Annotated in this window: 14 protein-coding genes and 1 other annotated feature; of the genes, 7 read left to right on the plus strand and 7 right to left on the minus strand. The window is 55.0% G+C overall.

The features are described from left to right. Positions 1-5: 5 nt before the first annotated feature. The 6 genes from AC3WJN_RS04470 to AC3WJN_RS04495 form a co-directional block, all read right to left on the minus strand. Positions 6-281 (minus strand): hypothetical protein, encoded by a 276-nt coding sequence (locus tag AC3WJN_RS04470; RefSeq protein ID WP_007785500.1) that lies wholly within the window; start codon positions 279-281, stop codon positions 6-8. A gap of 12 nt (positions 282-293) precedes the next feature. Further along, positions 294-1,577: an ArsB/NhaD family transporter gene (locus tag AC3WJN_RS04475; protein ID WP_005835975.1), complete on the minus strand. Its 1,284-nt coding sequence runs from the start codon at positions 1,575-1,577 to the stop codon at positions 294-296. 125 nt (positions 1,578-1,702) lie between these two features. Next, the gene (serA, locus tag AC3WJN_RS04480; RefSeq protein WP_007785496.1) at positions 1,703-3,286 is read right to left on the minus strand and encodes a phosphoglycerate dehydrogenase; all 1,584 of its coding nucleotides are present in this window, start codon (positions 3,284-3,286) and stop codon (positions 1,703-1,705) included. Beyond that, positions 3,279-4,433 carry a pyridoxal-phosphate-dependent aminotransferase family protein gene (locus AC3WJN_RS04485; protein WP_007785494.1) on the minus strand — a complete coding sequence of 385 codons (1,155 nt, stop codon included), beginning with the start codon at positions 4,431-4,433 and terminating at the stop codon, positions 3,279-3,281. The genes serA and AC3WJN_RS04485 overlap by 8 nt, the downstream gene beginning before the upstream one ends. A gap of 67 nt (positions 4,434-4,500) precedes the next feature. Continuing rightward, positions 4,501-4,751: a binding site (T-box leader), on the minus strand. Between the two features lie 349 nt (positions 4,752-5,100). After that, the gene (locus AC3WJN_RS04490; RefSeq protein ID WP_005836244.1) at positions 5,101-5,307 is read right to left on the minus strand and encodes a ferredoxin; all 207 of its coding nucleotides are present in this window, start codon (positions 5,305-5,307) and stop codon (positions 5,101-5,103) included. A gap of 102 nt (positions 5,308-5,409) precedes the next feature. Continuing rightward, positions 5,410-6,228: a hypothetical protein gene (locus AC3WJN_RS04495; RefSeq protein WP_235694603.1), complete on the minus strand. Its 819-nt coding sequence runs from the start codon at positions 6,226-6,228 to the stop codon at positions 5,410-5,412. A 186-nt stretch (positions 6,229-6,414) separates the two neighbouring features. Between AC3WJN_RS04495 and AC3WJN_RS04500 the strand changes: the two genes are divergently transcribed. From AC3WJN_RS04500 to AC3WJN_RS04530, 7 genes are all read left to right on the plus strand, one after another. Next, the gene (locus AC3WJN_RS04500) at positions 6,415-7,533 is read left to right on the plus strand and encodes a YpbB family protein (protein ID WP_007785492.1); all 1,119 of its coding nucleotides are present in this window, start codon (positions 6,415-6,417) and stop codon (positions 7,531-7,533) included. Continuing rightward, positions 7,526-9,034: a RecQ family ATP-dependent DNA helicase gene (locus AC3WJN_RS04505; RefSeq protein ID WP_005836239.1), complete on the plus strand. Its 1,509-nt coding sequence runs from the start codon at positions 7,526-7,528 to the stop codon at positions 9,032-9,034. Before AC3WJN_RS04500 ends, AC3WJN_RS04505 begins: the two co-directional genes overlap by 8 nt. A 17-nt stretch (positions 9,035-9,051) precedes the next feature. Continuing rightward, positions 9,052-9,633, plus strand: coding sequence for a CPBP family intramembrane glutamic endopeptidase (locus AC3WJN_RS04510; protein ID WP_007785490.1), 582 nt, complete (start codon positions 9,052-9,054; stop codon positions 9,631-9,633). A gap of 92 nt (positions 9,634-9,725) precedes the next feature. Then, positions 9,726-10,316 carry a LysM peptidoglycan-binding domain-containing protein gene (locus AC3WJN_RS04515; protein WP_237716678.1) on the plus strand — a complete coding sequence of 197 codons (591 nt, stop codon included), beginning with the start codon at positions 9,726-9,728 and terminating at the stop codon, positions 10,314-10,316. 59 nt (positions 10,317-10,375) lie between these two features. Further along, positions 10,376-11,308 (plus strand): NAD(P)/FAD-dependent oxidoreductase, encoded by a 933-nt coding sequence (locus tag AC3WJN_RS04520; RefSeq protein ID WP_007785488.1) that lies wholly within the window; start codon positions 10,376-10,378, stop codon positions 11,306-11,308. 155 nt (positions 11,309-11,463) lie between these two features. Continuing rightward, positions 11,464-11,829: a hypothetical protein gene (locus AC3WJN_RS04525; protein ID WP_005831375.1), complete on the plus strand. Its 366-nt coding sequence runs from the start codon at positions 11,464-11,466 to the stop codon at positions 11,827-11,829. A 285-nt stretch (positions 11,830-12,114) separates the two neighbouring features. Further along, positions 12,115-12,714, plus strand: coding sequence for a genetic competence negative regulator (locus AC3WJN_RS04530; RefSeq protein WP_007785485.1), 600 nt, complete (start codon positions 12,115-12,117; stop codon positions 12,712-12,714). Between the two features lie 71 nt (positions 12,715-12,785). Here AC3WJN_RS04530 and AC3WJN_RS04535 read toward each other — a convergent pair whose 3' ends face one another. After that, positions 12,786-13,538: a PIG-L deacetylase family protein gene (locus AC3WJN_RS04535; protein ID WP_007785483.1), complete on the minus strand. Its 753-nt coding sequence runs from the start codon at positions 13,536-13,538 to the stop codon at positions 12,786-12,788. Positions 13,539-13,707 lie beyond the last annotated feature (169 nt).

Consider the following 13,707-nt stretch of genomic DNA (forward strand, 5'->3'; position numbering starts at 1 on the left):
CAAGCTCAAGCCCAGCGCAAGGAGGTCAAACATTTGCAGCGGAAGGCGTGAATGAGAAACGCGTGCTTTTGATCGTGGCGGACGATCACTTCGTAGGTTCCGTCCTGGCGCGAGTAAAACAGCACATCGGTGTAATCTTTGTTTTCCTCAAAAAAATGGCGAACCTGCTTCAGCCGCCTTCTCATTTCCTCGGACTTGACCGCAATCGTAAAAGTAGTGTCCTGCGCTGCGCTTTTCTCCGTGATCTCGATTTCATTCTCAGCAAATGTGTAGTGGAGCAAACGGTTTCCTCCTTACCAGACAAAATAGCGTAAGTAAACGTACAGATGGGAGACGACAATCGACATAATCATCAGCGGAAAAGCCACCTTCATAAAGCTGACAAAGCCGATATGATGCCCTTCCTTGGCGGCGAGACCGGCGACGATGACGTTGGCACTGGCACCGATGAGCGTGCCGTTTCCGCCCAGGCAGGCGCCGAGAGCGAGGCTCCACCAAAGCGGCTCCAGGTTGGTAATGCCCAGTGCCCCCATCTCTTTAATCATCGGGATCATCGTCGCGACGAACGGGATGTTGTCCACAAACGCCGAAGCAATCGCACTCATCCACAGAATGAGCAGCGACGTTTTCAACGGATCGGCCCCTGTCAGGTTGATCGCCTGGCTCGCCAGCTTCGCGATGACGCCTGTTTCGACCAGACCCGATACAAGGACAAACAAGCCGATGAAAAAGAAAATCGTGTTCCACTCGACTTTGCTGATCGCGTCCTCCAGGTAATGCTCTCCGGTGATGAGGAGAAGCAGAAAAGCGCCAGTGAGCGCGATGGTCGCGGATTCCAGATGCAGGGCCCCGTGCAGCATGAAGCCGATAATCGTCAAAGCCATGACGGTCAATGATTTTTTCAGCAAGGTCGTATCGGTAATTTCGTCGCGTTCGTTCAACTGCATGATCTTCGCGCTCAGCTCCGGAGAAGTATGCAGTTGTTTCCGATAAATGAAAACGAGGCACAAGATGGTCAGCGCCATGATGATGGCAATAACCGGACTCAAATTCAGCAAAAACGCCATAAAATCAAGCTCGGGCACGGAGCTGCCAATCATGATATTGGGCGGGTCGCCGATCAAGGTTGCGGTACCGCCTGCATTGGAGGCAATAATTTCGCTGATTAAAAAAGGAATCGGATTCAGCTCAAGCTGTCTGGCGATGCTGAACGTAACGGGGACGATCAGGAGCACCGTCGTGACGTTGTCCAGAAAAGCAGAAGCGAGCGCGGTGATGATGCTCAAGTAGACGAGAATGCGGACTGGCTTGCCTTTTGCCAGCTTGGCGGCGCGAATCGCGACGTATTTGAACACGCCGGTTTGCGCTGTCACAGCTACGAGAATCATCATCCCGATCAAGAGGCCGAGCGTGTTGAAGTCGATGTGATGAATCGCCTGCTCCTGGGTGACGATGCCAAACAGCACCATGAGAATCCCGCCGCACATGGCGACGATCGTTCTGTGCAATTTTTCGCTAATAATAAATGCGTAAGTAACTAAAAAGATGCCAATGGCGAACAGCGCCTGGTTCGTCATAAGAAACTCCTTTCTTGGTGTAAAATCATCTTGTCCCATTATAGCGCTAACAAAATGGAGGGTAAAGCAAAAGACCCGGCGCGCAGCCAGGTCTTTTCGGCGAAAAATGAAGCGGGAAAAACCGCCTACAGTTCAATTTGCGTGACGCTTTTCACTTCGGCCAGCTCGCCCATCGTATCGAGCAGCTCGGGGGTCAGCGGTTTGTCTACAGACAGCATCATGATCGCGTCTCCGCCGACATCGCGGCGCCCTACTTGCATCGTCGCGATGTTGACGCTGTTTTCGCCAAGGATGGAACCGACGCGTCCGATGACACCGGGGCGGTCGTTGTGGTGAATATAGAGCAGATAGCCTTCTGGCGCCACGTCGATGGCGAAGTCGTCAATTTTCACAATCCGCGCGCCGTAGCCGTTGAGACGCGTACCCGCAACGGTGCGAGTTTCTTGCGTCGTCTTCAGGGTAACCGTCAGCAGGTTGGTAAAGCCTTTGTTTTGCGCCGCCTTTTGCTCGGTAACGGTGATGTCGCGCACTTTTGCCAGCAGCGGCGCATTCACGTAGTTCGCGACTTCGCCGAGGCGGAAGGACAAGACGCCCTTCAGGACGGTACGGGTCAGTGGCGACGTATCCACGTCGGTCAGCTCGCCGCTGTATTTGATTGCCACCTCGGAGATCGAACCGACAGTCACTTGGGCGAGGAAATGGCCCAGCTTCTCACCGAGCTGGAAGTACGGCTGCACCTTTTCCATCACGTGTGCAGGGATGGACGGCAGGTTTACGGCGTTTTTGAACGGCTCGCCGCGCAGTACCTTCAAAATCTCCTCGGAAACGTCGACCGCGACGTTTTCCTGCGCTTCCACTGTCGAAGCGCCCAGGTGAGGGGTCGTGACCACTTGCGGCAGGCCGACCAGCGGGTTGTCGACAGGCGGCTCTTCCTCGAATACGTCCAGAGCGGCTCCGGCGACTTTGCCGCTTGTGATGGCTTCGTACAACGCTTTCTCGTCGATGATGCCGCCGCGCGCGCAGTTGATGAGACGCACGCCTTCCTTCATCTTGGCAAATTCACGCGTGCTGATGATGTGGCGTGTTTCTTTTGTCAGCGGGGTGTGAACGGTGATGAAATCGGCCTGACGGCAAATCTCATCGACAGTCGCGTGGATGACGCCCATTTTTTGCGCGCGTTCTTCCGTCATGAACGGGTCGTAGCCCATGACGCTCATCCCAAACGCTTTGGCCCGTTTGGCGACCTCGGAGCCGATCCGGCCCATGCCGATGACGCCGAGCACTTTTTTGTTCAACTCCACTCCTTGGAAGCTTTTGCGGTCCCAAGTGCCGTCGACCAGCTTTTTGTGCGCCTGCGGGATGTTGCGAGCGACTGCCATCAGCATGGCGAAGGAATGCTCGGCGGTGGAAATCGTATTGCCGTCCGGCGCATTGATGACCGGGATACCCGCCTGGGTCGCTGCGGCGATGTCGATATTGTCCACGCCTACGCCAGCGCGGCCGACTGCTTTCAGGTTCTTCCCGGCGGCGAGCACCTCGGCTGTCACCTGTGTTTGGCTGCGGACGAGCAAGGCGTCGTAGTCGCCGATGACTTCGATCAGCTCAGCAGGAGAGAGGTTGGTTTTGCGGACGACTTCGACATCTTCTGCGTCCAGCAGTTGCTGGATACCAAATTCGCTAAGTGGGTCAGTAATGAGAACTTTATACATGTGCAATGAGCACCTCCTGAGCAGCTTTGACACCGGCACCCAGTTCGACTGGAGCACCGATCTGGTGGAGCGACATTTCAATCGCGGAAATCACTTGCAGGACATCGAGCGGCTCGCAATAGCCCATGTGCCCGATGCGGAAAATTTTCCCCTTCAAATGTTGTTGGCCGCCGGCGATGGTGACGTTGTACTGCTTCGTCAGCACCTTGCGCAGCGCTTCTGCGTCAAACGCCCCTTGAGGATCGCAGGAAGTGACGGTCAGAGCGGCGTAAGCGTCGTCGGCCATCAGGTTGACGTTCAACGCCCGCATGGCTGCGCGGGTCATGTCGCGCATCAGCTCATGGCGTTTGATGATCGCAGGCAAGCCTTCCTCGTCGAGCATATCGAGCACCTCGGCCAGACCGAAAATGAGCGAGACGGCAGGGGTGTACGGCGTTGTTTGCTCGGCGAGGCTTTTTTTGTACGCCTTCAGGTCGAGATAAAAAGCGAGCGGCTTGTTCGCTTCGATGACTTTCCAGGCGCGTTCGCTCGCCGCCAGAAAAGCAAGGCCGGTTGGCAGCATAAACGCTTTTTGCGAGCCGGTCACGACGATGTCGACACCCCAGGCGTCCATTTCGCAAGGGACAGCGCCCAGGCAGCTAACCGCGTCCACGATGAACAGCGCGTCCGAATGGGTACGGATCGTTTTGGCAAGCTCGGCAATCGGGTTTTGCACCCCGGTAGATGTTTCACAGTAGGTCGCGAATACCGCTTTTACTTGCGGTTTTTCCTTGAGGAAAGCTTCCAGCAGCTCTGGTGTAACGGCCTGCCCCCAAGGAACCTCCAGACGGTGGGCAACCACGCCGTAGCGCTCGCAAATTTTGGCGAAACGCTCGCCGAAAGCGCCGCTGACGAGAATCGCTGCCTCATCTCCAGGCTGCAGAGTGTTCACGACGCCTGTTTCCAGCGCGGCGGTTCCGCTGCCAGCCAAGATGTACACGTCCTGGGTCGTACCGAAGTAAGGCTTCAGTCGTTCCGCCGTGCGAGCGAACAGAGCGGAAAATTTGCCGCTGCGATGTCCGATCATCGGCTGGCTCATCGCCAACTGCACGCGAGGGGGGATCGGGGTAGGGCCGGGAATGCGCAAAATCAGTTTGTCAGTGAACATGTCTCTCTCCTCCTAAATAAATCAATAAAAAAACCTCCCGTTCTCACACTGCTCCTATTACAGAACAGTGAGGGACGAGAGGCTTTGCTTCGCGGTGCCACCCTCATTCGCTCCCTTTTTCTCAAAAAGGAGCCTTGGCAGGTACATGACCTGTAGAGATAACGGATCTACCGTTCGCACCTACTGGGACGGGAAAAATCGTCCGTTCAGCGCAGCAGCTCGGAAGTGCTTATCTGTGGTAGAAACCGCCGATTCGCAGCAATCATCGGCTCTCTGAGGATTTCCGGGGCCACAGCATTTCTTCGTCATCGCTGTTGGTGATGTGGTGTTTCGTAAGATTTGTACTAAAGATATCACGGCAAAATGACACCGTCAAGAACAAAAACAAGAAAAAATGAACAATGTCAAAAAAAATAGATTTATCGTTCGTGAATAATAGCGATCAGGGAGTGGGTAAGAGCTAGAAAACAACCAAAAACCGAACGTTAAGATATTTGTCTCACAAAAAATGGGAAAAATGCGCCGGAATGTTCGGTTTTTCTGCATGATTTTATCTTACCGAAAAATCAAAAAATAAGAAACGGGAAAATGTCGATCAGCCGTTCAGGGGAGAAAACTGAAAAACCTCTTACATACAAAGTACGTAAGAGGTTTTGTTCTTGGAATCCTATTCCACTTTGATAGAGTCGGTCGGGCATCCTTCCGCAGCGTCGCGAACGTCGTCTTGCAGGATATCCGGGATTTCAACACTGTTAGAGTTGTCATCCAACTTGTTGAACGCAAGGCCCTCGTCGTCGTAGTCAAAAACGTCAGGGGCCGTGGCGCCACAGGCACCGCAAGCAATACAAGTATCTTTATCTACCCATGTAGTCATTGTGGTTTCACCTCCCGTTACAAGTGGTACGTCCACTGTCATAGACAATTGTATGCTCTTGTTCACAAGATTTCAAGATTGAATCAGTCTAAAAATGTACGACTACTTGTAAAGCGGGATTTCAGGGGTGTTCAGTACGGAGTAAAGCTTGCCATTCAACTTCTTGAAATCGCCAAAGTGGACGGCATCGGTTGCATGCAACACCTTCACTGCCGCTGCCACATCCGTGATTCCCAACGTTTGCGACTCGCTGGAAGCAAGCAGCAGGTCGAGGCGGGCGGTCAAATCTTCCGGATTGTAGCTGTCCCAATGCTTGTTCGCAGACATGAACAGGGCGGCCAAATAAGTCCGGTAGTGAAAAGGGTACTGCTTCCACTGCGCTGCCGTAACGGTTGCAGGCGCTGTTTGTGGCATCGGTTTTTTCTCGACATACGCCGATTCCCAGGCCGCGACGGAATGATAGACCATTTCCTGGGCCGTCAACCAACTGTTCTGGGATAAAGTCAAGTTGGAGGCGATGGCAGCAGGCGTTGCGGCATTACTATTCTGATCGGAACGGATTCTCTCCATACTATCCAAATAAGCCCGTACACTGTTCGTAAAATTGGCGTGTGCTTGTGTCAGCAGCGGAGAGGTCGGGAGCGGCACCTTTTTTTCCAACTCCTTCAGCGTCTGCTCGGCGAGCTTTTCCAACTGCTTCAACGCGTCAGAGCGGCCTTTCTGATCGAGGCTTCCCCAATTTGCCATCGCATCGAAATGCGCCTGTTTCAGTTCAAGCGCCGGCGCGTACACGGCGTAGTAAAAGCGGATGAAGTCCTGCTCGCTGTACAGCTTTTGCTCGCGCAGGAGCTTTTCCTTTTCCGCTTCTTTTTGTTTGGCTTCCAGCGCAGCCGCCTGCTCGGCTTCAATCGATGACTTCATATAATGGGCGCCGAAAAAAAATCCACCAACCCCGCATGCAAGTGTTATGATGATCATGTACGCCATCATAAATTCTGACTTTTTCAATCGTTTTGTCATAAAGAAATCCTCCAAATCCAATCCAGCAAAAATGGTGCAGGCTGCCATGCCCGCCAAAAATAAAAAGGAAAAGTGCAAGGAGTACCAATGAACAGTCAAAACAGTGTGGCAGAGGAACTTGAGCTTCTATGCGCTGTCGCCCTGAATGCGATGATTCCTCTGGCGAACGAGAGAACGCTTCAGTCAGCCTACTACATACTGCGCGGCAGAAAAGCGAATCAGACCCTGCAGGATGTGCATTTGTACAACCTTTATCCGTATTATCGGATGTTTCCCGGTTTTTCAAAAGAGGATTGGGATAAAATTGTTGCAACTTTGTTTCAAAAAGGGCATTTGCAACAGCGGGAAGGGGAAGGGGCAAGCCCCAAGCCGACGTTTTTGGTCACCGAAACAGGCTGCCAGTCTGCCCGGGAGGCGTATGAGAAATACCGCTTCGCCGTCTGGTTTGCGCCCTTTACGCAGTTTGATTTCGCTTCGCGCATCGAGACGTTTTGGCAGCGGCTTCACCTTCTGGTGCAAACGGTGTCGCAAATGCTGGGAAAAGACCTTGGGTTTACGCCTGTCGTGACCGACAAATCCGTCCAGCTTTGGGTCAAGGAGCAGTTGCAGCCGAAAGAGGCGAGAGCGGTATGGACAGACGGGCTGGCCGAGGAGCTGTACCGGCTGTGGGAGCCGCTTGCGCCCGAGGTGCAAAAGCTGCTGGTCACTCAACTATCCGGCATCTCGCAGGTGGGAAAAACGCTTGGACAACTGGCGAAGCAACAGCAGGTGACGCACGTCTATCTGACGCTGTTGTTCCGCTATGGGCTGGCTGCCTCGATGCAACGGCTGATGAAGGAAGCAGAGGCGTTTCCGCTGCTTTCCCGGCTGGTCACCCGGGAAAACAAGCTCGATCCGCGGTTGAGCGACAGCGCGGCCCGGACGTATGCCATGGTGCAGCGAGGCTGGAGCAAGGCGGAGATCGCCGTCAGACGGCAAATGAAAGAAAGCACGGTCGAAGATCATCTCGTGGAAATTGCCCTGCGCTGTCCGGAGTGGGATGAATCGGCCTATTTGTCCCCCGAGACGCGCAGCGTGATCGTCGCCGCAAGCGAAGCGTTGCAAACGAGCAGACTGCGGCTCATCAAGGACCACGTCGGGCCTGCCGTCAGCTATTTGCAAATCCGTCTGGCGTTGGCCCGCAGGCAGGGGGAGACGAATGGATAAAGAGTTGCACGACTATTTGAAGGAGTATTTCGGCTACGAGGCATTCCGGCCGGGCCAAGCGGCTATCATAAAACGAGTGCTAGGCGGACAGAGCGTCCTCGGCCTGATGGCAACGGGCGGCGGGAAATCGGTCACCTATCAGCTTCCTGCCTTGCTGTTGCCGGGTATCACGGTGGTGGTTTCCCCGCTCATTTCGCTCATGGTCGATCAGGTTCAGCAACTGCGCACGAAAAGGCGCATACCTGCCGCCTATTTAAACAGCACGCAAGACCCGGCAGAGGCGCGGGAAGTGTTGCAGAAGATCGCGGCTGGCGCCTGCAAGCTGCTGTACATTTCGCCGGAAAAGCTGCAGCAGCCCTACGTCCAGCAAGTGCTGGGCCGCGCGCGGGTGTCGCTTCTGGCGATTGACGAAGCCCACTGCATCTCCGCGTGGGGACACGATTTTCGCACCGATTACTTGCGGCTGCCGGACACGCTAAAACAGCTCGGCAATCCGCCCGTGCTGGCTGTGACCGCGACGGCGACGACAGCGGTGCGCAATGAAATCTGCTCCCTGTTCGGGATTGCGCAGGAACATGTCGTCGTGCAATCGCTCAATCGGGCAAACATCGCGTTTGATCTGGCGGAAGTGAACGGGGAAAGCGAGCGGCGCCAACTGACGTTCGAGCTGATGGACAGGCTGGAAGGGCCGGGAATCGTCTATTGCAGCACGCGGCAGGCCGTCGATGTGCTCGTGGCTGCGTATCAGCTCGACGGGAAAAGGCGCGTGGACGGTTACCACGGAGGCATGAACAGCATAGAGCGGATGCTGATCCAGACGCAGTTTCTGGCGGGCGAACTGGACGTCATCATCGCGACGAACGCATTTGGCATGGGCATCGACAAGCCGGATATTCGCTACGTCATTCACTACCAGATGCCAGCAAGCCTGGAGGCGTACTCGCAGGAGATCGGCAGGGTCGGCCGCGATGGACGGCCCGGCTATGCCATGCTGCTGTACGCCCAGGAGGACATCCAGATTCATCAGTACATGCTGGACAAGGAATACCCGACTCCTGTGCAAATCCAGCAGTTTATCCAATATTACCGCGGGGGAGCGGCCCTGGATGCCCAGGCATTGGCCATGATCGACATGTCCGAGGAAATGGCGGCCATGCTCACCTTTTATACAGAGCGTGCCCTGTCCCGGGCGCAGGTGAGCAGCACACACGAAATAGCCAATCCCGTCCATGATATTTGGCAGGAGACGGAAAAGCGAAAGGCCGTCAAGCGAAAAAAGTTGTCCGAAATGGTATCGTACGTGCTCGCTGACAGTTGTCTGCGCAAGCATTTGAATCAATACTTTGGCGAAGCAGACCACGGCTATGACCGTTTTTGCTGCTCGCGCTGCGGATTGCAGCGGCAAGCTTACGAAGGGCAGCAGCCCGCGCTGATGCAGCCGGAAGCACAAAACAGTTGGAGTTTGCGGCAGGCATTGGACAAGCTTTTGCCGAAAAAATAAAAGGAGAGAACGATTACGTGAAAGAAAGTGGGCTAGAGGTGGATGAAGCGACGCTGCGGCTGAATCTGTGGCTGACCCAGGCGTTGGTTTTGGCGGCGGCAGCGGCAAGCAGCTTCTGGGTCCACGGATGGCAAGGGACGCTTGGCTTGTTCAGCTTCCCGGGGTGGAAGGGAATCGGCCTTGCGTGCGGTGTGGCAGCGGGGATTGTGCTCTTCAGCATTGCCATGGAAACCTATTTACCCAGACGCTGGCAGGACGACGGCAGCATCAACGAAAAAGTGTTTGGAGCCATGTCTTCCAGCCTGACGGTGCTCGTATGCGTCATCGTCGGTATTGGCGAGGAATGGCTGTTTCGCGGCGTGATCCAGCCGTTTGCCGGGAATGCCTGGACGAGCCTCATCTTTACGCTCGTACATGTGCGCTATTTGAAAAAGCCGCTGTTAATCGCGAGCGTGTATGGCACGAGCTGGCTGTTGGGGCTGCTGATGGATTGGCACGGCTCTTTGTGGCCGCCCATCGTCGCGCATATTGCCATTGATGTTTCATTGGCCTTTTATCTGCAAAAGACTTTGAAAAAGGAAAAGGGGGAGGAAGAGTGAATTTGCAGACGAACCAATTGCCGCCTCGACGCTCCCGTCATACCCGCCCAAAAGCGTCAGTGGGATTGAAAACATGGGTTCGGTCGGGACTCTTGGTATTTGGACTTGTTTTTTTCGGGCTGATCGGCCTGGAGCTGTACAAGGCGAATGTAGCCCGGGAACAGGCAGAAGCCGTCGACATGATCTTGACGCCGCCAGAGGCAGGCGAAGCGAAGACGGCGGCAGCCGAAGCAGAAACGGGAGCGGAAACGGAAACAGCCGCCAGCGAGCCAACATCGGTGGCGCTCCCGTCTACTCCCGCAGAGACTGCGCAGCCAGCCGAGCAGACTGAATCTGCGTCTGTTGCCGCTTCGCCGCCTGCTACTGCCGCAAGCAGCGCTCCGGCCAGCACAAGCGCGGCAGTAGCTCCGCAAACCGAGAGCAAGCCCGTCCAGCAAAAAACCGAGAGCGCATCTGCTGCTCCTGCTCCGGCACAGCCAGCTCCTGAACAGAAGCCGGTACAACCAGCCCAGAAGCCAAAAGTCGTCAAGCACGTCGTACAAAAGGGAGAGACGCTGTTCATGCTGTCCCGCAAATATTACGGCAACAATTCCAACGTCGCCCGCATTGCCAAATACAACGGGCTGAACGCGGAAACGCAACTGGCAGAAGGAAAGGTGGTCTTCGTGCCGCTCTCTCCGTAATCGTTCCCGCCGCCTGCGGTTATGCTAAAGGCAGTAGACGGATCAGTGGAGGGCTAGCGATGTACGATACGATCATTGTAGGCGGGGGAATAGCGGGCTTGCAGACGGCGATCCAGCTCGCCAGAAGCCCTCGCCGCGTGGCGGTCATCGACGTGCCGGGAGGACGGTCGGCGGTCGCCAAAAACTACCGGAACATCCTCGGATTCTCGGAAGGGGTCAGCGGCGATTTTTTTCGCCGGGAAGGGCGGAAGCAGGCCGCGCAATACGGCGCCGAGTTCATTGCGGATGAAGTGACGGGGCTTGTCGCAAATCCGGAGGGAAGCTTCCGGGTAACCACGAAAACGAGAGCGGGCGCACAGGCGTTGCAGGCGAAAACGCTCGTCATGGCGACGGGAATGGCGGACCCTTTTCCGGCGATTGCCGAACTGCGCGACTGTCTCGGGCTGTCTGTTTTTATTTGCCCGGATTGCGACGGGTACGAGAGCGTCGGACAGACAACGGCGGTGATTGGCGATGGCTCACACGCTGTCCAGATGGCAGGCGATCTGTTTTTCTACACGAAAAAGCTGGTCGTCGTCAATCACGGCGGCAGCGAAATCGACGAAGAGGAGCAGGCGCTGCTGGACAGGCTGGGGATTGGCTATCGCGCTGCGCGTGTGGAAAAGCTCGTGCAAGCAGATGGCCTCTTGCAACGATTAGAGCTTTCCTCAGGGGAAAAGTTGACCGTGACCCGCGCCTTTTTGGCCTTTCCCGGGGCGCAGGCCCAGACCGGGCTGTTGCAAGCTTTTTCCGTACATATCAATGAAAAAGGACACGTGCGCACCGATCCGCGCACAAAAGAAACCGATCATCGCAATCTGTGGGCAGTCGGTGACATCGCCGTTCATTCCCAGCAGGTCGCGATCGCGATGGGGGATGGCGCACAGGCGGCGATCTGGATTCAGAAGCGACTTCGCGAGCTGGATGGCGAGCTGCCGTTTGAACAGAAATAGCCCCTTTGCAGGGGGAGCAGGGCGGACGTTTTGGGAAAAAAGCAAACGCCGAAGCGTGCGGCGTTTTTTTCTTGCTTGAGCAAATGGACGCGGAACCCGAACTAGCCGGAATCAATATATATGGGGGGAAGAAACAATCGGGAGGCCCTAGAATCATGCTGGTAATGGGAAGAAGCCTGTTTGTCGGACTTCTGGCATGGCTATTGGGAAGTGCTGCCCAGCACGTTTTTCCCGCCAAACATATGCATCTGGAGCGATTCGGAGACTGGGTGTCGATGTTTCTGTTTTCGCCCGTGGAGATTTTGCTGTCACTGCTGTTGTTCAGCGGGGCTTGCCTCTTGTTGTTCGGCCTGCTGCATTTTCATGTCAGCCAGTTTTTGTACGGCCGAATGCTGCAGACGGGATGGGTTCACGCCCCTTTATGCTTCTTCTCCTTTTTTGTTCTGCTGATCCAATTTGTCAAAATGCCCGTTCCCACCTTCCTGGCGGCCGCAGTCGCGCTCATGATTGGATGGCGATAAACGAGCAGCTTTTCCTGGGAAAGCGCAGGAAGCGTCAGGCTGCTACAAAGTCTGCTTTTCAAGCGTCCGAATCGACACGTGCGTGCGAAAGTGCGCGAAGAGCCTCGGAGAGTGTCAGGTGCTATGTTCCTGCTACTAAATGTGATATGATAGGACTACCCCGGATTTTCCCATCTGCGAAAAAATGGTTGAATGCAGCACGGGCATTCGTCGGAAAATGCGGAGAACTCTTACAGGCTTAGCATCATATTTTGTAGTACGACTGGATGGCGAGGAGGGACAGTCATGCGTGTTGAACGCCTTGGTCAAGACAAAATACGAATCTTTTTAACGTTTGACGACCTAACAGAGCGCGGGATAGAAAAAGAAGACATGTGGCGTGACATTCCTAAAGTTCATGAACTGTTCAACGACATGATGGAGCAGGCTTATCACGAATTGGGATTCGAAGTGTCAGGGCCTGTTGCAGTTGAAGTGTTCGCCTTGCCAGCTCAGGGAATGGTCGTGATCGTAACTCGCGGCAAAACAGGCTCAAAGGACGGAAAAGAAGAAGAATTTGAGGACGAAGAAGTGTACGAATTAGAAGTCACCCTAGAGGAAAGCGACCTGATTATCTACGCCTTCCGTGACTTTGAGCATATGGTTGAAGCTGCCCATCGTATCAATGCCTTGCTGACCAATGGAGGGTCGGCCTACTTCTACCAGGGGAAATACCACCTGGTCTTGGAAGAGGTGGAATTGGATCAGGAGCGATACCACAAGTTGATTGCGATCCTCTCTGAGTACGGGGAAGCGACGCCGACAACGATTTATGTACTGGAGGAATATGGCAAAGTTGTCGTTGCCGACGATGCTGTCAAGGAAATATGCAGACATTTCACGTAAGCAAAAGGATGAAATGCCTGGGAGAATAAACAGCACCTAGTCCATCAACTAGGTGCTTTTGCTGTCTCAGGTTACTCGGGGCTGTCGAGGCCGGCGAAAAAGTCGGCTTCCTTGCCTGCGACCGTGTAGTCGGGAAGGTTGTGCCAGGCCAGAATGTAGTGATTGCTCGGAGGCACCGATTCAAAGCCGCCGGCAGTGACGCCAGGGAACACGCGCTCTACGGACAGATGCTGGGTGCGGTGGGCGCGCAGAGCAGCAGCCACCTGCGGCTTGTACGCCGGCCCGTCAACGATGGTGGTAATGCTTTCGATCGGATCGGAAAACGGCGGCTGTACGGCCCCGAATGGCCCGTTGGAGGCGCGGGTTGCGTAGTACAGCTTGCGAACGCTCGTCGCCGTGCCCAAGGACTGGACAGCCTGGGTCGTTGCGAGAGAGATCGCCTGGTGGTCCGGATGACCGGAAATGCCATGCGGGGCAAAAGTGACGAGTACATGAGGCTCGATTTTTGCGACCGCCTGGTGGATGCGTTCCACCAGTTCCTGGACGGGCACGGTGTTCAGCAGCTTATCCTGGTAGTCCCATATGTCCACGCTCGCAAGCCCGAGGATGGAAGCCGCCTCTCTCAATTCCTGCTCGCGATACGCGGGCAGTTGCTCGATGGTGCAGAGCGGTGGATTGCCGGGTTTGCCTGCTTGGCCCCTGGTGGCGCAGAGCAGGTGGCATTCTGCTATGTTTTCTTGGGTATATTTGGAAATCGTAATGCCGGACGCGAAGGTTTCGTCGTCAGGATGAGCGAAAACGAACAAAATCTTATTTTTTTTCATAAAAACGCCTCCGTGAATAAACTTCCAGAATTACTGTTTCCATTATGGCATAATTTCACTTGCCCCGTCATGAAAGAATGCGCGTTGGGTACACTACAACAACCAAGGGATGTACGTTTTACGCCATGTCAAGGTGCATGGGCGCTTTTCGTTTCCAGTTGCGACTGGC

The organism is Brevibacillus sp. FW306-2-1A-C05A, assembly GCF_058781555.1.

Bases quoted from the DNA above. Each gene is read 5' to 3' on its own strand.
- AC3WJN_RS04475 (WP_005835975.1), bottom strand. From the start codon at position 1,577: ATGACGAACCAGGCGCTGTTCGCCATTGGCATCTTTTTAGTTACTTAC.
- AC3WJN_RS04490 (WP_005836244.1), bottom strand. From the start codon at position 5,307: ATGACTACATGGGTAGATAAAGATACTTGTATTGCTTGCGGTGCCTGT.
- AC3WJN_RS04495 (WP_235694603.1), bottom strand. From the start codon at position 6,228: ATGAAGTCATCGATTGAAGCCGAGCAGGCGGCTGCGCTGGAAGCCAAA.
- AC3WJN_RS04520 (WP_007785488.1), top strand. From the start codon at position 10,376: ATGTACGATACGATCATTGTAGGCGGGGGAATAGCGGGCTTGCAGACG.
- AC3WJN_RS04535 (WP_007785483.1), bottom strand. From the start codon at position 13,538: ATGAAAAAAAATAAGATTTTGTTCGTTTTCGCTCATCCTGACGACGAA.
- AC3WJN_RS04530 (WP_007785485.1), top strand. From the start codon at position 12,115: ATGCGTGTTGAACGCCTTGGTCAAGACAAAATACGAATCTTTTTAACG.
- AC3WJN_RS04485 (WP_007785494.1), bottom strand. From the start codon at position 4,433: ATGTTCACTGACAAACTGATTTTGCGCATTCCCGGCCCTACCCCGATC.
- AC3WJN_RS04500 (WP_007785492.1), top strand. From the start codon at position 6,415: ATGAACAGTCAAAACAGTGTGGCAGAGGAACTTGAGCTTCTATGCGCT.
- AC3WJN_RS04525 (WP_005831375.1), top strand. From the start codon at position 11,464: ATGCTGGTAATGGGAAGAAGCCTGTTTGTCGGACTTCTGGCATGGCTA.
- serA (WP_007785496.1), bottom strand. From the start codon at position 3,286: ATGTATAAAGTTCTCATTACTGACCCACTTAGCGAATTTGGTATCCAG.
- AC3WJN_RS04505 (WP_005836239.1), top strand. From the start codon at position 7,526: ATGGATAAAGAGTTGCACGACTATTTGAAGGAGTATTTCGGCTACGAG.